At 50.3% G+C, this 18831-nt stretch carries 17 protein-coding genes; 16 read left to right on the top strand and 1 reads right to left on the bottom strand.

Annotated elements, in window-relative coordinates:
• Positions 1 to 262: 262 nt before the first annotated feature.
• From SH580_RS03815 to SH580_RS03740, 16 genes are all read left to right on the top strand, one after another.
• On the top strand, positions 263 to 562 hold the full coding sequence (locus SH580_RS03815) for an STAS domain-containing protein (RefSeq protein WP_319833688.1): 300 nt from the start codon (positions 263 to 265) through the stop codon (positions 560 to 562).
• 22 nt (positions 563 to 584) lie between these two features.
• Entirely contained in the window at positions 585 to 1682 is a 1098-nt protein-coding gene (locus SH580_RS03810; RefSeq protein ID WP_319833687.1) for a hypothetical protein, read from the top strand.
• 15 nt (positions 1683 to 1697) lie between these two features.
• Positions 1698 to 2903, top strand: a complete 1206-nt coding sequence (locus SH580_RS03805; protein ID WP_319833686.1) for a glycosyltransferase family 4 protein — start codon at positions 1698 to 1700, stop codon at positions 2901 to 2903.
• Positions 2900 to 4075 (top strand): WecB/TagA/CpsF family glycosyltransferase, encoded by a 1176-nt coding sequence (locus tag SH580_RS03800; RefSeq protein ID WP_319833685.1) that lies wholly within the window; start codon positions 2900 to 2902, stop codon positions 4073 to 4075. Before SH580_RS03805 ends, SH580_RS03800 begins: the two co-directional genes overlap by 4 nt.
• Entirely contained in the window at positions 4072 to 5223 is a 1152-nt protein-coding gene (locus tag SH580_RS03795) for a glycosyltransferase family 4 protein (RefSeq protein ID WP_319833684.1), read from the top strand. Before SH580_RS03800 ends, SH580_RS03795 begins: the two co-directional genes overlap by 4 nt.
• Before the next feature lie 34 nt (positions 5224 to 5257).
• Positions 5258 to 7243, top strand: a complete 1986-nt coding sequence (locus SH580_RS03790) for a GumC family protein (protein ID WP_319833683.1) — start codon at positions 5258 to 5260, stop codon at positions 7241 to 7243.
• A complete protein-coding gene (locus SH580_RS03785) occupies positions 7240 to 8250 on the top strand; it encodes a polysaccharide biosynthesis/export family protein (protein WP_319833682.1) in 1011 nt (336 codons plus the stop codon). Before SH580_RS03790 ends, SH580_RS03785 begins: the two co-directional genes overlap by 4 nt.
• Positions 8251 to 8264: 14 nt before the next feature.
• Positions 8265 to 9326: an SLBB domain-containing protein gene (locus SH580_RS03780; RefSeq protein WP_319833681.1), complete on the top strand. Its 1062-nt coding sequence runs from the start codon at positions 8265 to 8267 to the stop codon at positions 9324 to 9326.
• Entirely contained in the window at positions 9326 to 10837 is a 1512-nt protein-coding gene (locus tag SH580_RS03775; protein WP_319833680.1) for a lipopolysaccharide biosynthesis protein, read from the top strand. The genes SH580_RS03780 and SH580_RS03775 overlap by 1 nt, the downstream gene beginning before the upstream one ends.
• Positions 10838 to 10985: 148 nt before the next feature.
• Positions 10986 to 11843 carry a DUF4114 domain-containing protein gene (locus SH580_RS03770; protein ID WP_319833679.1) on the top strand — a complete coding sequence of 286 codons (858 nt, stop codon included), beginning with the start codon at positions 10986 to 10988 and terminating at the stop codon, positions 11841 to 11843.
• Positions 11837 to 13789 (top strand): tetratricopeptide repeat protein, encoded by a 1953-nt coding sequence (locus SH580_RS03765; protein ID WP_319833678.1) that lies wholly within the window; start codon positions 11837 to 11839, stop codon positions 13787 to 13789. The genes SH580_RS03770 and SH580_RS03765 overlap by 7 nt, the downstream gene beginning before the upstream one ends.
• The gene (locus tag SH580_RS03760; protein WP_319833677.1) at positions 13782 to 14597 is read left to right on the top strand and encodes an archaeosortase/exosortase family protein; all 816 of its coding nucleotides are present in this window, start codon (positions 13782 to 13784) and stop codon (positions 14595 to 14597) included. Before SH580_RS03765 ends, SH580_RS03760 begins: the two co-directional genes overlap by 8 nt.
• On the top strand, positions 14587 to 15102 hold the full coding sequence (locus SH580_RS03755; protein WP_319833676.1) for a hypothetical protein: 516 nt from the start codon (positions 14587 to 14589) through the stop codon (positions 15100 to 15102). Before SH580_RS03760 ends, SH580_RS03755 begins: the two co-directional genes overlap by 11 nt.
• Positions 15071 to 15658 carry an exosortase-associated EpsI family protein gene (locus SH580_RS03750; RefSeq protein ID WP_319833675.1) on the top strand — a complete coding sequence of 196 codons (588 nt, stop codon included), beginning with the start codon at positions 15071 to 15073 and terminating at the stop codon, positions 15656 to 15658. The genes SH580_RS03755 and SH580_RS03750 overlap by 32 nt, the downstream gene beginning before the upstream one ends.
• A complete protein-coding gene (locus SH580_RS03745) occupies positions 15655 to 16626 on the top strand; it encodes a sigma-54 interaction domain-containing protein (protein ID WP_319833674.1) in 972 nt (323 codons plus the stop codon). Before SH580_RS03750 ends, SH580_RS03745 begins: the two co-directional genes overlap by 4 nt.
• Positions 16623 to 17768, top strand: coding sequence for a glycosyltransferase family 4 protein (locus tag SH580_RS03740; protein ID WP_319833673.1), 1146 nt, complete (start codon positions 16623 to 16625; stop codon positions 17766 to 17768). Before SH580_RS03745 ends, SH580_RS03740 begins: the two co-directional genes overlap by 4 nt.
• Positions 17769 to 17859: 91 nt before the next feature.
• Here the strand turns inward: SH580_RS03740 and SH580_RS03735 are convergent, their stop codons facing one another.
• On the bottom strand, positions 17860 to 18789 hold the full coding sequence (locus SH580_RS03735) for a hypothetical protein (protein ID WP_319833672.1): 930 nt from the start codon (positions 18787 to 18789) through the stop codon (positions 17860 to 17862).
• Positions 18790 to 18831: the final 42 nt, after the last annotated feature.

Here is an 18831-nt window from a genome sequence, read left to right as displayed (position 1 = left end):
CAATCAGAATGTCATTTGAGCGACACTCCGTGTGTGTGTGTGGGGGGGGGGGGGGGGCACGCATGTGTATGTTTATCGGTACAGTGTTCTCAAGTCTACGGGCTCGAACGTAAATAAATATTAAAAACGCTCAACTACGTCATTATACTGCGGACAGACTAGAGTGTATCTATTAGTTAAAAGTAAGCCGACACTTGGAATCATCCTTTTTAGTTGCACTTAACTTCACCTAATTTAATTTGTCGGTAAATATTACATACCTATGATCAGTACCGCATTTACCGATAAAACACTGGAGGTCACCCTGTCGGTGGAAGCTTTGGATGCATCAAATGCCACCGAAATTAAGGCAGCTTTGCAGGCGCTCAGCTTGGAAGGGCGCGAGCGTGCTGTGGTCGATATCTCTCAGGTGAATTTTATCGATAGCTCTGGCATCGGTGCCTTGTTGTTTTTCTATAAGCAAGTCGATCAGAAGCTGACCCTACGCAAGCCCACGCCGACCGTCTTAAGTGTGTTAGAGTTACTCCGCTTACATCGTATTTTAGAAATCGAACCGGAATAAACTCGCATTAAACTTTAGACGTATGCCATCTGCCCAGTTATCTGCTGTGCCATTACCAGATTCGTTGCATGTTGCACTCGAAGCACATTTTGAACGGACCCGCGCGTATTTTTCAGGCTTAGGTGCGGCTAGTCCCGAGGCAATCGTGTTGGGCGGTGGTTATGGTCGAGGTGAAGGGGGCATTGCCAGCGATGCAAAGGGGGCTCCCGCGTTTTTTAATGATTTAGACTATTTCATTTTCACTAATGAACCGGGGAATGTCGTTTTAAATGACGCGGTTCAGCAGTGGGAGCGCGAGGAAAGCGAGCGCTTGGGCATTGATGTTGAGGGCAAGTGCTTACCTCGAACGGATCTGGAGGCCACTCCCGGATCAATGATGTTTTTTGATCTGGTGACGGCGCATACCCAAATCATGGGCCCCAAAGATTATCTGGCACCTTTTTTACCGCTCGCACAGGCGGAGAGCATTGCAGTGATTGAGGCGACTCGCTTGCTCTGGAACCGTGGTTCAGGTTTATTTTTCGCGAAGGCGGATCTCGCCGCCGGCCAGAACCTCAGCGTGGTGCATCGTAATCAGGCGAAGGCCAAGTTGGCGTTGGGGGACGCTTTGTTGACGATTCGAGGTAAATACCGTCCCTACGTGCGTGAGCGCCAGGCCTTGCTACAATTGGAAACAGGCATCGACCCGCGCATCGTGGAGCTACATCAAGAGGGCACGGCCTTTAAGCTCCAGCCGACTCAAACTCCGGAACTGGATGTCTTGCACGCGACTCAAACAGTGCTGACTGAGATCTGGCGTGCGTGCTTTCTCGAAGTGGAGAGTCAGCGACTGGGGCAGTCATTTCGTAAGTCTTCAGACTATACTCGCTACTCTGGTAAACTTTTCCCTGAAACGAGCAGCCTGCGCAACTACTTGCTCGCCCTGCGCGATCAAATGAAACGAGGGGGGCACCTGTCGCCCCGTAAAGACTACCCACGTGGTGCTTTGCAGCGTGCCTTGTTGAGTCTACTGTCGGAGCCATCTGATTTGACAAGCGCAGGCCGATTCCTGGGGCGTTCTTTAGCGAACATTCAAACCGCCGCTCAACACTACACGCGTTGGTGGGGCTATTATAGTTAACCCAGTAAACTTCTTATGTCTGATAAACCACGTGCATTTTTATTTATGCCCTATATCCCGTTTCCTGTGGATCGGGGCACCTATCAGCGCGTGTATCATTTATTCGTAGAGCTCTCGAAGTCTTTTGAGATCGATTTCGCCTGTTTACAGGAAGATCCCACGCGTGACATGGAGCCGTTTGCCGCTTATACGCAACGCCGTCTGGCGATTCCATTTAAGAATGCGCCCTGGCCAAAGCTATTTCCAGAGCGTCTGATGAACCCCTTGCCCACTACGGTTGCACACTGGCAAGTCGATGGCGTCTTTGAAACGCTGCAAGACTTTGTCGCCGGACAAGAGTATGCGCGCATCATCTTTATCGATTTAGTGCTATGGCCTTATATTAAAGGACTCTTTCCCCATCATTCGCAGATCGTAATGGATCGTAGCCGGGTGGATTGGCTGTTTCAAACCGAGGAGCTGAACACATTGCCGCTGGGCTTGCGGGATCGCCTCTTGCGTAAAGAGAATTTGAGTAAGATCGCCCGGCTTGAGCGTGAAGCCTATGCGGCGATTGCAGGTATGATTGTGTGCGGTTGGGATGACCGCGATTTCTTACAAACGAAGTTGGGCGAATCTGAAAAAATCTTTGTGCTGGCCAATGGGTATAATGAAGTCTTCTTCGATGCTTCCACCCATCCGCGCCAGCTCACCGAAGCGCCTAGTTTTCTCTTTTGTGGTGCGCTGGACTATTCACCGAATGTGGATGCGATTAACTGGTTTGCCCAGGATATCTGGCCTTTGATCCATGCGGAAATGCCAGATGCCATTTGGCGCATCATCGGGAAGTCCCCTGATGCCCGCTCCGAAGCCTGGGGACGCTTGGAGGGGGTCGAGTTGGTGGGAGAGGTCCCGGATGTGCGACCTTACTATCAGTCCAGTTGGGCACAGGTGGTGCCGCTGCGCATTGGTGGAGGCACACGATTGAAAATTGTCGAATCGCTAGGCATGTGCTGCCCCGTGGTGTCCACCACGCTCGGAGCGCAAGGGCTCGATATTCCGCCCGAAGAGGCGATCTTGTTAGCGGATGAGCCACGGGCTTTCGCAGATGCCTTAATGCGCGTATTGCGGGAGACTGCGCTGAGGCAGCGCCTGGAGCAGAATGGCCTAAAAGTCGTCAAAGAAAACTATCGTTGGGAGCAGCTCGGCCGTAAATTAACCAATTACTTGAAGACATTATGAGTCATTCAGAACGACAGGTTGCTTTTCTCTTAGGCTTACCGTTCCATGTCATCACCATGGATGAAACCATCGATGATGCGGTGGAAACGGTGGAGGCAAAAGTGCCGAGTTATTATATTACCGCCAATGTCGACTTCATTGCGCAGGCCTATGACAATGAGCCTCTAAAAGATATACTTTTTCACGCAGACCGGGTGGTGTGCGACGGCATGCCATTGGTCTGGCTTTCACGTTATTTTCACCCGGTGCTTCCTGAGCGTGTGGCAGGCTCGGATATGGTCTTTCGCTTGTTTGAACAAGCACATCGGCGCGAATGGAAAGTCTATTTTCTGGGCTCGGATACCACTACATTAGCCCAATCGAAGGCCATACTTGCGGAACGTTATCCTAAAATGGATGTTGTGGGCACTTTCTCGCCTCCCTTTGGCACTGTGGACTCCTGGCCCAACGAGGAAATTTTAGCGGATGTCAAAAGGACCCGTCCGGACTTACTTTTAGTCGCGGTCGGCTGCCCCAAGCAGGAATATTGGATTTCCAAGCATTATCAAGAAGCAGGCGTTCCACTATCGATTGGCATTGGCGCCTCGCTGGACTTTATTTGCGGCACTCAAATACGTGCCCCGCGCTGGATTCAAAAGACTGGCATGGAATGGTGCTGGCGCATGTTTAGCGATCCTAAGCGTTTGGCGAAGCGCTATGCCAAGGATTTTTATTATCTGATCGTGCTGGCCAATCGGCAGCGCAAGATTACCAGTCAGAGATGCCCTCCGGAAGCTGCTGCTGCTGCTGCTGCTGCGACCTCCACGGATCACAGCAAGGGCGATGTCTCTGCCGAGGATGCGCAGTGGCTTAGCTGGTCAGGCGCGGTGGAACGCAGCGTGATCGACTCCGTCGCCCGTCCTGAGGATCGTTCCAAGGCAGTCTTTTTAAACTTATCAGCTGTCACTTTCATGGATAGTTCTGCAATCGGCCTATTGGCCAAATTGGCACGTGATGCGCGACAAGCCAGCGTCGCTTTCGGCATCATACAACCCTCAGGTGTGGTGGTCAAAATTATTGATGCCATGCATTTATCCGCCCAGTTTCCGACCTATGCGAACTCCGACGAAGCACTGGAAGCGCTTCGTCAACAATGTCACGCGAAAACAACCACGACCAGCCTAAGCACATGAGCCAGCCCCCTAAAATACTTTTATCAGCAGGCATGATCCAAGGTGGCTTATCCGGAGTGGGGCGCTATGTGGTCGAACTGGCCAATCGTATGCGAAAGTTTGATACGATTGAATTGGACTTGGCTGGTTTTGATGCGGATCGTCATTTGTTTCCAGACTTTGAAGATGCACAGTGGATTTCGATACCGGCCAGTGCGACTTCAGGTGTGCAAAATGTACTTTGGCATCAATTCAAATTGCCAGGGCTGTTGAAGCAACACGCATACGATTTGCTGCACATCCCCAGCTACCGTCGCATTGTGGCCTGTCCGCAAATTCCGCAATTGGTCACCATCCATGATTGTGCCCCTTTTCGTTTACGTGATAAGTATGGAGTGCTTCGTGGTATCTTTGGGCGACAACTCTCTCCTTGGCTGGCGCGACGCTGCCAGGCGGTGCTTGCTGTGAGTCATTTTACCAAGCAGGACTTGATCGATTTTTTTAAATTACCTGAAGACGGAATTGAAGTCATACACAATGGATTAAGCCGCGAGGTCTATCGCCCGCAAAGCCCGGAATCTTTGAGCGCTTTTCGGGCCAAGCATGGTTTGGATCAACCGTATTTCATTTTCGTTTCACGTCTGGAGCATCCAGGCAAAAACCACGTGCGGCTTATTGAAGCGTATGAAGCTTTTCGTCAAAGCTGTGATTGCCAGATTCAATTGGTGCTAGGCGGCGCGCCCTGGCATGGGGCCGAAGTTATTCAGCAGCGCGTCGCAGATTCGCCTTATGCAAAAGACATTATGATGCCCGGGTTCATGGAGGAGGCAGAGCTTCCCTTGTGGTATGCGGCTTCAGAGGCACTGGTTTTTCCCAGCCTGATTGAGGGCTTTGGCCTCCCGGTTGTCGAGGCTTTGGCCTGTGGCGTGCGTGTGGTGAGCTCGGACAGTGGTAGCTTGCCGGAGGTAGGAGGAGAGGCTGCGATCTATTTCGATCCTCATTCGGTGCCTGACATGACACATGCCATGGAGCAGCTACATGCGGAAAGCCCGGAGCAGGCGCAGGCGCGGATTGAGCGAGGCCTGCAGCACGCGGCTTCGTTTGATTGGGATATCGCTGCAAAGCTAACTTGCCAGAGCTATCTAAGTGCACTTATAGTTAAGAACTGAGCATATTAGTTGTTTGATTGAATATATCTGATACATGAGCCTACCGTCGCGAGCCACACCAGCCACCTTTCGATTTCCGATCCCGATTGATCCGCTGCGTCTACTCTATGGTTTACGTCAGCGTTGGTTGTGGTTCATTGTCTTTTCGGTGGTGCTCGGGATTCTCGGCTGGATCGTCGGTAGTCTCGAAGCAGAGAATCGATATACTGTATCTTTGCAGCTGATTAAATCTGAAGTCGCCAATACTGTGCAGACGAGCCTTGCGGGGCAGGCCTTTAAACCACGGGAGTTGAGTGACGATACTTTGCTTTCGACCACGTATTCCACTGCGGTGCTCACCGGCACTGCGGTGCGGCTCACACCTGAGCGCACTGCTGGTGAAGTGAAGGCGATGGTTGAGATTGTTAAACAGAAGAATACTTCATTGTTTTATTTAACTGCGCACTCACGCATCAGTCCTGAAGATGCCATTGACACGGTCACCATTTGGGCGGACGAAATTATACGCTTTACCAATCAGTTGCAACGCGAAGAGGCGCGTCAGATGGAGACTTTCATCTCCGATCAACTCGACTCGATTGAATTACAATTGGAGCAAGCGAATCGCCAAATTCTGGAGTTTGCCCGTAAAAACAATTTCGTAGATGTCGATCAGCAGACTCAAGCGAGTTTGTCGGCACTCGAGCAAATTCGCAGCCGTTTAGCCAATGCTCGCATTTCACTTCGAACGAAGGAGGTGCAAATTGCTCGTTATCGTCAAGAGCTGCGCACGCAAAGCCCACTGGAAGCAGATTTAAAAAAGAAGCGTGAAGAGCTTACTTACTTGCGTGGCCGTTACACCGACGAGAATCCGATGGTAAAGGAGAAACTTTACGAGATTGAATACATAAACAAGCAATTGAGCTCTGTCGACACGGCCGCGGTCGAAGATCTTAAAAATTTCACCGGTAGCGATTTGGGAAACAACTTGTATCTTGAAATTCTTGCACTTCAGAATGAACGCACGGAATTGGAAAATTTAGTCGAAGACTTGTCGCTACGTTTAGCAGAGCGTGAGGAGGAGGTGGCGGACTTGCCTGAAAAAGCCTTGCGACTCTCTGAGTTGAAGAGCCGCCGTAATTTACTTATCGATGCACAAGGATTACTCGAAAGCCGTCATAAAGAGGCTGCTTTTTACGAAAGTAAAGCGCCGGGGTATTGGCGTATCTTTCAAACCCCGACTCTGGGCGAGGTGGTGGTCAGCTCGCAATATGTGAAAGCCTTCTTGCTGGCGTTTGCTGGATTCGTCAGCGGCTTATGTCTCGCACTGTTGGTTGCGATTCTGGGTGAATTGCTACAGCCCAGTACGCGGACTCCCCTGGAAGTAGCGATCGCAACATCCACGCTGCCAATTTTTAATTATGTAACTTCGGCTGCGCCCAAAACAACTTGGTGGATGCGGCGTTTATTCCCCCGCAGCGAATTGGACTTTAATGAACATGCCTTGAAAGATTTCTGGGTATCACATGCCATTTCCGGCGAAGGGACCGAGCGCAAACACTTTTTATTTGCGCACACTGAAGTTGGGCCCGACGAATCTGTGTTTTGGCAGGCCTTGTTGGATCTTCTGCATGCAGAAGGTCAAACGGTGGCTTTTTATAATATCGATGAGTCGCCCTCAGATGATATTGAGGCCTTGCAACAGCATCCTGCCATTCAGCAGTGGGCACGAGCTCTGGATGAAGCTACACAAGCTGAAGACAGTTTGGTCTTCGTCCGTCTAGTGGCATCACCTACAGTGCAGGATTTGCGCGCGCTGCGAAAGATGGACGCGTATTATCTGCTGAATTCACCCAGTGTCGCAGGGCGCGAGATTACCCGTAATAAAAGTGATTTGTTGCGTAAATTACTTGGAGGGCCGAATGGATTGTTGATACTTGATGCCGCTGCAGATCGCACACTGTCGCGAATGATTAAATGGGTGGAATTAACAGCACTCAATCAATGGGCCAATCGATTTCCGGAGCCGGATAAGTCATGACTAGGCTGATACGCATAGTTTTCCTCGCGATTTTTTCTTTCTTGTTCGTCGTCGGTCAATCGGCTGCACAGGAAGAGGAGGCCGCGCCTGCACCAGTTTCCTGGCGAGAGCGTTATACCCTGGGCCCGGGCGATGTTGTGGATATTCGTTTCTATGGCAGCGATACCTTGAACCGTTCCGGTTTGCGTATTGCTCCCGATGGCACGATTAGCTACCTGCAAGTCAATAGCCTGTATGTGAGTGGTTTGACGATCGATGAACTGCGAAGCAAACTTGAGGAGAAACTACGGACATATCATCGTGATCCCAGATTGATTATCACACCCTGGGAGTTGAAAAGTAAACGCTACGTTATCCTGGGGAAAATCATGGACAAAGGCGTCTACACTCTGGACCGCCCCATTACGCTATTGGAAGCGATTGCACGCAGTCGCGGCATCGAGACTGGCCTGTTTGAACAGTCGACAGTGGAGATTGCCGATCTGGATCGCTCTTTTATTATACGCAATGGGGAACGTTTGGATGTGGATTTTGCCAAACTTTACTTTGAAGGGGACCTCTCGCAGAACGTTTATCTGGAGCCTCAGGATTACATTTACTTGGCCTCAAACCTGTCTAGTGAATACTATGTTTTCGGCTCGGTGTCGACTCCGGGGGCACAGGGAATTACCAACCGTGCAACTTTGGTGTCTGCCATCACGCGTCGCAATGGATTTACCGAAGGGGCATGGCCTGATCGTATTTTAGTGATCCGTGGCAGCATGAGCTCTCCCGAGCTATTTGTCGTCAATGTTAAATCGATTCTAGCTGGCAAGGAGGCGGACTTCCCTTTGGCACCAGGTGACATCGTGTATGTGAATGATCGGCCTTGGTATAAAGCAGAACAGATTCTCGATACTGCTGTGCAAAACTTCCTTAGCAGTGCGACATCGACTTGGGTCGACGAGAATGTGCCGGATGCGATTACCAACCCTTGGCTTCGCCGAACTGATTGGAGGGATGAATAATGATACGATTAGTCATGATGCTCGTATCTTGCTTCCTCTTACTGACTTCAGGCTGTCGTCATACTGGGGAGGTTGATGTATTTGATCCACGTGTAAGCGAGGAGAGTCGGACACAAGAGGAAATCTTTAAATCCATGGAGCAAAAGCGCCAGTTGACTCCGGCGGAGCTACAACCGAACTTGGCGCCATATAAAATTGGAGTGGGTGACTGGTTGGAGATCGAAATTACAGGTATTGGTGGCAGCCGTTCACGAACATTCGTGATGCCAGATGGGCGTATTTACTATGATTTAGCGGGCGGTATTAAAGCCGATGGTTTAACTGTGGCGGAACTTAGCGAGAAACTGGAAGAAGCACTGCGCCGTGATTACACCAGCCCCAGTGTCAACGTTACCTTGCGCGAAGTGCGTAGTCGGCGTGCCTGGTTACTCGGGCGTTTAAATAAGCCAGGGCTGTATCCTTTAAGTCAACCGACGACTGTCTTGGAGGGCATTTCGCTGGCAGGCGGTCTATTTTCTTCACGTCAAAGTGGTTCGACGGAGGAACTGGCGGATTTGGGCAACAGCTTCGTGTTACGTAAAGGCGAGGTGCTACCAATCGACTTGCTGGCCTTAATCAAAGAGGGTGACATGAGCCAGAATATATACCTAAGAGATGGGGATTATGTTTACTTGCCCTCATCGCTTTCACAGAACGTACACGTTTTGGGTGCCGTGAGACAACCGCAAGCGATCGGTTATAAAGACAATCTCAACTTGGTGGCAGCTATCGCTAAAGCCAGAGGTCCAAGTTCGGATGCAAATTTGGATAAAGTGCTGATTATACGTGGTTCACACTCGGCTCCGAAAGTGGCGGTGGTGGATTTCAAGTCCATACTTGCTGGAAAGGCTACCAATGTGGAGCTCAAGCCATTTGATATCGTATGGGTGCCTGACCGACCATTCCAATTTTTGGAACGCTACTTCTGGGTGGCATTCAATGCTGCGGCAACAACGATCGCAGTACGTGAAGGTTCTAATTCAGTTGAAACCATCGATGGGGTAAGTCCCGGGATATCCTTCCCAATTGGCCAATAATGAGTGTAATCAATCCAGTCGAAACACCTATCTGGAAACGCTATTTTTGGCGTAATACAGCCAGCAATTATGTGCGCACGATCACGCGTTTATTACTTGGAGTGGTGCTCTTCCGCCTCCTGTTTAGCGGTCTGACGGCCGCAGAGTTTGGCTTTTGGTCCTTACTGTGGTCTCTCTTTGGCTATGGTATTTTACTCGATTTCGGTTTTGGCTTTACCGCACAGAAAGCTGTCGCGGAAAAAAGCGCCACCGGTGAGTGGGATGAGCTGAGTCGTTTGTTGAGTACGATGCTGTGGACCTTTGTGGGGCTTGCTGTGCTGTTGGGGCTGTTTTTCTTCGCGATACGAGGGCCCTTTCTAGAAGCGATCGAAGTGCCTGATTCAGATTACGGCATGTACAGTTTGTCGTATCTAATCTTCTTTGCAGGACTTGCATTGACCTTTCCCTTCGGTCTATTTCCTGAAGTTCTGAGAGGCTTACAACGGATCGATATTGCCAACTGGCTGAACACGGGCTCGGTCGTTTTAAACTTCATCGGTATTGTGGTCGCACTCTATTTTGAGGCCAGTTTTCCGGTGATCATATTGGTCAGTGTCTTTACTACCTTGTTGCCCAATATGGGGGCTCTGGTTATGGCGATGCGCCGCTTGCCCCAAGTTTCGCTCTCACCACGACTATTCCAGTGGCGAGTCGTCAAATCGCAGTTGGGCTTTTCCATCGCAGCGTATTTGATTACCTTCAGTAATCTATTGATGGCTAAGAGCGACCAAGCGGTGTTAGGTTTTACTATGGGAGTGGGCGTGATCGCAGCCTATCAAGCCGGCTACAAAGTCGCTGAAATGCTCAATATGTTTACTCGCCAACTTCAAGATGCACTGAGCCCTGCAGCGGCGCATTTAAACGCATCGGGTGATAGCGCCGGCCTGCGGGAACTGCTGCTAAAAACGTCGAAGCTGACCTTCCTGATCACCACCCCCTTATATGGGCTGTGTGCCGTGTATCTGGAGCCACTGATCCAATTATTGACTGGTATGGAGAGCATTGAGTCAGATACCATTCTGGTGGGGCAGATTTTGCTCTTTGCTGTCTTTTCATCGCAGTTAACCAATAGTTGCACCAAGCGTATTCTCATGATGTGTGGCTACGAAAAGAAATTGCTAGGCTTGTCGCTCTTGGACGGGATTTCGAATTTGGGCATTAGTGTGGTGCTGGCTTTTAGCTTCGGAATCGTCGGCGTCGCGATCGGCACCTTGATCCCAACCATTCTAGTCGGATGGTTGTTAGTGCTGCCGATGGCGCTACGTTACCTTAATTTGGGCATGATTAATTATTCCAAATACATACTGGGGGGGGCGGCTCCCTTGTTGTTATTTGCCCCGTGTTTGTGGGCTACGGTTTATTTTCTTCCGATGCCTGCAGCAGGGGGCTTCGTTCCGCTTGCAATTCGAGGGGCATTATCGGCCACACCTGCCTTTATCTGGATTGCATTCAAAGTTCGTAAACTCATGTAATTCTTGCCATGTTGATTTGTAATAATTACCTTTATTTATAGATGGAATCGTTTGGCTATACATTATATACATTTAAGTCATTGATTGGTAGTGCGTTATATTTTGTGCTTATGGATTGGCATGCAGCCAGCTGTATGGTTTCTCAACTATGAAAAACATTCTAAAACTCATCCTAGCAACTAGTTTCATCCATCAAATCGGTTTCGCGCAAACGGAAGCCGACTTTCAAGATAGTGCGCGTCCTTTTGGACTCGAAATTACCGGGCCAGTCATGGAGGCGGGCTCGGATGCGGCTTCAGCTACGTTTCAAAGCGAAGACTTACCCGTGCTCTTGGATTTTGCCAATGCGAACCTCAGTGAGTATCAAGCATTGTCGGATATCGCAGCGATCTCTCTGGATCCAGATGCATTGCATCTACAGAACGATGCGGCAGTGCGTGTATATTTTGTCGCAGAGGGAGCGGGATATCGTAACACACTCGGCTACACCACGCAGGATGCTACCGGGGCAACATCCACTGATCTATTGATTTTTCCGGATGCATCTTCGCAGGCTACGTTTATGAATCCTGCTTTTGTTAATGACCCAGAGTTTCAAAGCAGCATCGATCGCTCTGATAGCACACCTCTGGTGTCCGGGGATTTTGTAGATCTTGGCGTGTATGAGGCGGGCTCGTTTGTTGATTTCTTTCTGATTTCAAATGGAGCCAACGGCGGCTCTAATACTTACACCGCCGATGCATCCACAAATCCGGATTTACTGCAACATGTGGTCGCCTTTGCGATTCCTGACAGTCCTTATCTTCTGATTGGATTTGAAGATATCTATAATGGTGGCGATAAAGACTATAACGACATCGTATTCGCCGTCGATATTGGTGCGATGAATGTTGCCTATCTAGCGAATCCGGAACCTGCGTTCTGGATGATGATGGCAGTGCTCTGCCTTGCTGGCTTCGTGATGCATCGCAGACGGAGCGGCGAAATACTATCGAATCTATGCTGAAGCGAATCTTGCCCTTCTTTTGCCTCGCGGTTGTGCTCATTGGCGCAACCGCGTTTGGCGTTTATGCGTATCTTAAATGGGAAGCAAACGCCCGCCTTGAGGCATGGGAGGTCATTTATCAGGATGCCGCGACGCTGCTGGAGCAAGGGCAATCTGTGGAAGCCCTAGAGCTGCTTAATAGTCACTTTAATCCGCAACAGGCGGGTGCTGCGCAGCAAAACTGGCCACGATTAATGGTGCAAGCGGCGATAGAGAGTCACGCTTATTTACAGCTTGAATCTTTAGTCGGTAAATATCCAGCAGTGCTGTTGGAGAATGAATCGGCTGCGCTTTGGTGGATGCGCGCTCAGATGCATTTAGATGCACCCGAACCTGCCCAAAAGCTTAAGCAAGAGTGGCCCGAAGAGCGGCGCCAACAGCCATTGCGCTGGCGATTGCTCTATGCTGATGAACTCGCGCGAGCCGGGGATGTCGAGGGCGCACTTGAGGAGTTGAAAAGCTGGCAAGGGCAGGGGAATCACGAGGTTAATCGCCAAGTCCGGATCGCATTGCTGTCTGGCTCGGATAACGCAGCCATTCTTGAAGCGCTAAATACTGCTTATGCCGCGATGCCTCGCTCGGCTGAGCTCCGGGCGATGAGTGCGGAGTTTTTGGAACGGATGGGCAATATGACTCAGGCACGTCGCCACTACATCGCAGCCTTCTTACTCGAGCCGAAAAATCCGCTTTATGGGCACTTACTGGCTAATTTTTACTTACGATCAGCTGCACTACCTCAAGCTATACAGACATGGAGGGATAGTTATATCGCCAGCGGGGATCAAAGAGCTTGGTGGGAAATTTGGTTTTGGGAGCGTGTGACTCGGCCACGTGGAGAGGCTTTGGAGCCAGCTTTCGGTGAATGGTGGGGCACTATCACTCAAACCCTCGCCGAGACACCGGATGATGTATTTTTGTCTGCTGATTTTTTGGATGATCATCTGCGCTCACCTGCGATACTCTCGAATAGTGAAGCTTACTATTGGTTGTGGTGCTTGGAGCGGATACGTGAAAGAGAGGAGGCGGCCGCACTGGCAGTGCTACGTAGCATGCCTACGGGCAATTACGCCGTCGCTCCAGAGTTGAAGGCTTGTTTAATTGCACTGCTGGAGTGGCGGGTTGAGGGCAAGTGGCCGCGCGGTGTCGTCTTCGATGATAATCCACGCGTGCACCGTTGGCTACGGTTTCTGCAAACTTATCGTCCGACCTTGTCGCCCAACGCAGATCAGCCCTTGAGTCGTATGGAAAGTTTCCTCGCTTCAGATTATGCCATAGGCTCGCTTTTGCTCGCTAACGGGTGGATGGCCGCGGCCGATCGGATCTGGTCTGGTCCGGTCCCTGAAGCTCTGTATATTGGTGAGCCTGCGCTCAATTGGTTGCCGTATGCAGATACCAAGTCTCAGGCTGCATTGTATGGTAGCGCGGTCGGTTTGAAGCACAGTCAGGCTTACCCCGAGGATATTGCGGTGCAAGGTCTGAGCGGAGAGTTATTGTTACTGGAGGGACAAATCGAAGCGGGGCTGGCGCAATTAGGCCGCGTAATGGACACCGCTGGTGCAGTCGGCTATCGAGCTGCTTATCTCGCGGCATTGGCCGCCTTAGAACAGCAAGATTGGACCTATTTGGATGAGATTTTCTCTAAGCGTAAGGACTTGAGTGAGGCTACGTCAGGCAAAGAATTATTGGCTCGTGCGGCACTGGCGAAGGGGAAGCTGGACGATGCGGAAAGAATCTATGATAGTCTAGGTGCGGATTCGGTGGAAGGATGTGTTTTCAGATATCGATCAGCGCTTGATCGAAATGACTACGAAAGTGCACGTAAGGTTTTAAATGTCCTATTGCGCTTAGCGCCTAACGAACCTATCTTTCGCGATTGGCTCAACGAATTAAACACAGCGGATGAGTGAAATGCATCGCAGTCAGGTAGCCACGGTATTACTCGGGTTAATGCTACCTGCGATTTGGTTGCTAAACATGGCTTGGTGGCGCATGTCGCCGGACGTGGTGATTATCATCGGTTTAGTGCCATTGGCTTGGTATGTGGCCCTCAAGACACCCGGGCCCACTGAGAATCCATCGCCGAATCGTGTCTGGGTGTATGCCTCTGTGGCAACTTTGTCGCTAGGAATATTATTTAACCAGATGTTGATGATGGCATGTGGCTGGGCCGGATTGGCGGTGTTGTTTTGTTTCCCTCCAAGTGCGATCCCTAAGCTACGTTTATGGATCTTGTGCGCGGGTGCGTTTCCATGGGTGCTTCTGGAGCTGACGCCATTAAGTTGGTGGTTTCGCTTGAGTGGGGCTTCGGTGACGGGGAGATTATTCGATCTGTTGGGGATGGATGTCATGGTCAGCGGCACTTTGCTAGAAATTGATGGTCTGCCCATTTCGATTGAAGCCGCTTGCGGTGGCATGCAGTTGCTACAAGTATTACTTAGTGGAGGAGTGGCATTGACCTTGCTCCGCTTTCCGCAACGTGGGCTTTTTTGGAGTATGCTCTTACTCTTACCCGTACTGGCATGGGTGGCCAATACCACTCGGATTATCATTATTTCTGGCTGGGGCTTAGCTTTTGGCGCAGAGCGTGCCGCGGGTGCATTTCATACCTGGGGTGCATTGCTAGTCTTGGGCCTATTGCTCGGACTCTATCATGGTCTGGCGCTCGTATTGCAGAGCTTATTTAAAGTGGAGGAGGACGATGAATATGCCCAGTAGCGAATCGCAGCCTTCCTTATTCAATGCGGCTTCCATGCTGTGGGGAGGCATTACTTTAACGGCGGTATACTTCTGCCAGCCTATTTTACGTGGTTGGTTGTATGATCCCTCACTGCGTTTTGCGCTCGTTTCATTTTTATTGTGGCTATCCGCAGTGCTACTGCAGTGGAAGCGTTTGCCGCCGATCTGGCTGCCCAGCAAAACATCACTCGTCACTTTGGCGAGTCTGCTTCTGTGTTTAGGTATTGTAGGAGAATTACAGGCCTTTATCTATATTGCCGTGGCTATTTTATTTTCACTGCCTATTGGCGGCTCTCTCTTTATGGTTATTGTCGCGATTCTTTCATCCAGCCTATGGATGCCTGCCTTGGCCTGGTTACTCTACCCCATGTTAGGTGATTGGTTGCCCTGGCTGACACTCTTGATTGCAGCAATTCTTTTTATCTCTAGCTTGATTGCCAGAATTATACGTTATGCGTCAAAAACAAGTCATACTTCTATTTAGTGCTCTGCTTTTGCTGATTTTCACGGCTGGCTATATGCGTAGCTTGGAATTGGAGGATGCCTCTGTACGAATGGCTGCATTTCCACTATCTGGTCCCGGTTTTACGGCTCGCAGTGTTCCATTGACGGATTTTGAATCGGACATACTGGGAGCAGCCGATGGCTACAAATGGATCTATAGCTGGAAGGGCTTGCGCTATGCCATTACTATTCTCGATGGAACCCATAATCGACAAGCGGTACACGATCCCCGCTATTGTTTTCGCGGGGCAGGGTGGGATATTGTAGATGATCAGGTAATTTCCTATGCAGGAGGCAGTGCGCGTCAGCTCAAACTGACACGACAAGGGGGCAGTAGTGAGGCCTTGTTCTTCTATTCCAACGGTGAAATTGTTTTCGACGCCCCCTTGGAATATTGGTTGCGAGCCACACTCCGGCGCTGGCTTCGTCAATATGGCGGAGCGGAGCCCGTATTGGTCATGATCCAGCCTCTGAACCCAGGGGTCGGTATTGATCGTGCCCTTAATGAATTTCTCCCAATGCTTCCTATACCATGAGCTCAAACGATTCTAGTCCCATACAACGCTTTGAACAAGAATTACCGGGTGCTCGCTTTGCTAAGTTGCGCAAGCAATTAGTACGTATTGCTGCGAGTGATCATTCGCTCTTATTGACTGGCCCTTCAGGCACTGGTAAAAGTCGTTTAGCAAAATGCATGCATGAGTGCAGTCCTCGTAGTCAAGGTGCTTTTATTGAAATCAGCTGCGCCAGCATCCCCGCTCAACTCTTGGAGTCAGAACTCTTTGGATATCGAAAAGGAGCTTTCTCGGGGGCTTTTAAAGACAAAAAGGGTCTCTTTGAGATGGCCGATGGAGGTACGCTGTTTCTGGATGAAATCGGTGAAATGCCGATGGAGCTACAGCCGAAGCTTTTACTGTTCTTGCAAAATCAGAGTTTTTTTCCCGTCGGAAGCACTGAAGCGGTTAAGGTGAACGTGCGCTTGATGTCGGCTACCAATCAGGAGTTGAAGGCAGCAATGCTGGCGAAGCAATTTCGCCAAGATTTATATTTCCGTATAAATGTATTTGAAATTGAACTTCCCGCGTTAAGTGACCGTAGAGAAATGATTCCCGTGCTTGCTGTTAAATTTTTGGCGGACGCTATGGGAGAAGAGGAGAGCTTTCCTCAGTTTTCGGATGTGGCGTTAGACCAATTGCTCAAGTATGATTGGCCCGGGAATATACGAGAGTTGCGCAATGTCATGCTACGAGTGGCCGCGTTGGTCGATGCGGATGAGACGGTTCTACCTGAGCATCTACCTCTTTTTGAGAACACGCGTAATGCTACCGAGAGCACTGAGGCTGTAAACCCCTGGGCCGGGCAAACCCTGGCGGAGATTGAACGTGAGGCGGTGCGCCTTGCTTTGATTGAGAATCACGGTAAGCGTGCCGCCACTGCCGTGCAGTTGGGTGTGAGCGAAAAAACGATTTATAATTTAATCAAACGCTATCAAATAGAAGTATGAATGTGCCCCGCCTATTAGTCATCGACGATAACCCTGACTTCGGTGGGCACCAAGTGATGGCGGCCTATGCCATGGCTGGTATTGTCGCTTCAGCTCAATGGGAGGTGCTAGCTTTGCTGCATCCGGATAATCAGAAGAACCGTCATCGGCTGGAAGCCATTCAAAGCAATCACCCGGATGTTCGTTTCCAAATCGATAGCGCGGCTACGCGCAGTCGGAAATTTCAAGCGCTGCGTCGCTATGCCGAAGGCGATACCTTGCGCGAACTGTTAAAACAAATCGATACTTACAAGCCGGATCTTATTCTTGTGATACAGGGTAATATCGAACAGGGCTGTTCCATTTTTCGCTTACAGGGGCGCTTGCCTTGTCCCTTAGTCAGTTACATCCCGGTGCCACACCATCATGCTGAAATGGGCGCGAAATTAGGCTTATTCAGAGATTTTACCTGTCGTGGACTTTATGCCGTGCCTGATGGTTTTATTACAATTTCAAAAACTCTGGGTGACATGCTGCTCCGCTACGGAGCACGGGGACGTATTCAAATTGTGGAGAACGGCATTCCGTTGGAGCCATTGACTGATTTGCCGACCAAGGCCAGTGCCCGCGCACAATTTTCATTAGCTCAAGGTGCTTTTATCTGGGGCCAGATCGGGCGCATTGAATTCAAACAGAAGGGGCAAGATTGTGCCTTGGATTTATTCCTGCGACGTCATCAAGAGCATCCCGACGAGCACTTGGTTTTTCTCGGGAGTGGGCCCGACGAAGAGGCCTTGCAGGCTCGGGCCGCAGAGCATGCAAATGTTCATTGTCTGCCTTGGACCAATGAACCCACAGCACTTTATGCGGCTCTGGATGCGTTGTTAATGCCATCGCGTTACGAGGGCGTGCCGCTTGCGATGTTAGAAGCATTGGCCTGTGGGCTTCCTGTGGCGGCAACGGATCGTGATGGAATGTGTGATTGGTTACCCGTAGCATGGCGCTTCCCTTTTCGTGATATTGAGGGGGGACTGCGTGCGATGGAAGCCATTCGACAAGCCGATTCAACTCAGATAGAGTCTTTGAAATCACGTGTGCGTGATGGGCATAGTGTCGCCCAATTTCAAGCGCAGTTCAATCAAGCCTTGAGTGCCTGGCTATAAGAACTGAGATTGTCAGCCCCCCAATAGTCAGGCCCAGTCGTGGATCTGTTTTCTGGCCGTTGACTGTAGGCGGAAACTCGCCGCTGGGATACTAGGGCTTAATCTTTCGCACAAATTGCTTCATCCGTGGGATGATCTGTCGGGCGTTGGCGCCCATTTTAGAACGCAGTCGGTGTTTACGTTGCAGCGATGGGGGTAATTCGGGCAACATGGGGCAATGCGCGAGCGCATAGTCCACCGTCTCCATGACCTCATCATAAGCATACCATGTCGGCTGAGCCCAACCGTTCCAGGGCTTAGGCCTGACACCAAAATGAGCCACATGCTTTTCCGGAATCTGATTGAGTAGAAAATCGGAGATCGGTGGAGCTGCAGCTGCAAAACTGATTAGGGAAGAAAATACCGACTCATCCGTCATAAAGTATGCGGGTTGATTTTGGTTCACGACGCCACAGTCTTGCGGGGGCATCACCTTTTCCATTTGTTGCTGCCACTTTTTGATGAAAGGGAGATGTTGACGATGTAGTACGAAACAATTAGTGACAATCGCGGTGTCCAGACGTGGTTCCAATTGCTCGTTCACATCTTGCTGCCAAGTTGCAAGGACTGAAGCCGGCAGTGGCCCTGCTTTTTCACCCGGGGCATAGAGCTTGTGATAAGTCATGGCATTTTCCTGATGGCCACGCACGCGGATTTGAAACTCTCCATTGCGAGGCATTAATAACTCACTGATATCACCGATGACTAAGCAGTCCGCATCCATCCAGGTGATGTACTCGGTCGTCGCTCCCATTAGAGCACTGGCTTTCCAGGTGCAAGGGTTCAGGCAGTTGCTGGAATCCATTTCCTCGATACTCACATTTCCCAAAGCTTGCAGTGAGGCCATCTGAGCGTCTGTAAGATCGCGCACTAATAAATGTACGGGGCATTGCAGCTTCGCTCTTCGGATCGAGGCGGTGAGTAGGAGTAGCCCCCAGAAGTAATTTCCGTCCGCTGCGGATACAATTGTGCAGTTCTTCATTGAAATGTAGAGTCGATGAAATTCTTAAACTAATGTAGGCAT

Source organism: Coraliomargarita algicola (genome assembly GCF_033878955.1).
Lineage (GTDB): Bacteria > Verrucomicrobiota > Verrucomicrobiia > Opitutales > Coraliomargaritaceae > Thalassobacterium > Thalassobacterium algicola.
Note: the sequence above shows the minus strand (reverse complement) of the source record. Positions and strands in the feature narration are given on the sequence as shown.

Excerpts from the sequence above, each read along its gene's own strand:
- SH580_RS03805 (WP_319833686.1), top strand. The coding sequence starts at position 1,698 with ATGTCTGATAAACCACGTGCATTTTTATTTATGCCCTATATCCCGTTT.
- SH580_RS03780 (WP_319833681.1), top strand. The coding sequence starts at position 8,265 with ATGATGCTCGTATCTTGCTTCCTCTTACTGACTTCAGGCTGTCGTCAT.
- SH580_RS03750 (WP_319833675.1), top strand. The coding sequence starts at position 15,071 with ATGCGTCAAAAACAAGTCATACTTCTATTTAGTGCTCTGCTTTTGCTG.
- SH580_RS03795 (WP_319833684.1), top strand. The coding sequence starts at position 4,072 with ATGAGCCAGCCCCCTAAAATACTTTTATCAGCAGGCATGATCCAAGGT.
- SH580_RS03765 (WP_319833678.1), top strand. The coding sequence starts at position 11,837 with ATGCTGAAGCGAATCTTGCCCTTCTTTTGCCTCGCGGTTGTGCTCATT.
- SH580_RS03785 (WP_319833682.1), top strand. The coding sequence starts at position 7,240 with ATGACTAGGCTGATACGCATAGTTTTCCTCGCGATTTTTTCTTTCTTG.
- SH580_RS03810 (WP_319833687.1), top strand. The coding sequence starts at position 585 with ATGCCATCTGCCCAGTTATCTGCTGTGCCATTACCAGATTCGTTGCAT.
- SH580_RS03745 (WP_319833674.1), top strand. The coding sequence starts at position 15,655 with ATGAGCTCAAACGATTCTAGTCCCATACAACGCTTTGAACAAGAATTA.
- SH580_RS03740 (WP_319833673.1), top strand. The coding sequence starts at position 16,623 with ATGAATGTGCCCCGCCTATTAGTCATCGACGATAACCCTGACTTCGGT.
- SH580_RS03755 (WP_319833676.1), top strand. The coding sequence starts at position 14,587 with ATGCCCAGTAGCGAATCGCAGCCTTCCTTATTCAATGCGGCTTCCATG.
- SH580_RS03800 (WP_319833685.1), top strand. The coding sequence starts at position 2,900 with ATGAGTCATTCAGAACGACAGGTTGCTTTTCTCTTAGGCTTACCGTTC.
- SH580_RS03760 (WP_319833677.1), top strand. The coding sequence starts at position 13,782 with ATGAGTGAAATGCATCGCAGTCAGGTAGCCACGGTATTACTCGGGTTA.
- SH580_RS03775 (WP_319833680.1), top strand. The coding sequence starts at position 9,326 with ATGAGTGTAATCAATCCAGTCGAAACACCTATCTGGAAACGCTATTTT.
- SH580_RS03815 (WP_319833688.1), top strand. The coding sequence starts at position 263 with ATGATCAGTACCGCATTTACCGATAAAACACTGGAGGTCACCCTGTCG.
- SH580_RS03735 (WP_319833672.1), bottom strand. The coding sequence starts at position 18,789 with ATGAAGAACTGCACAATTGTATCCGCAGCGGACGGAAATTACTTCTGG.
- SH580_RS03770 (WP_319833679.1), top strand. The coding sequence starts at position 10,986 with ATGAAAAACATTCTAAAACTCATCCTAGCAACTAGTTTCATCCATCAA.
- SH580_RS03790 (WP_319833683.1), top strand. The coding sequence starts at position 5,258 with ATGAGCCTACCGTCGCGAGCCACACCAGCCACCTTTCGATTTCCGATC.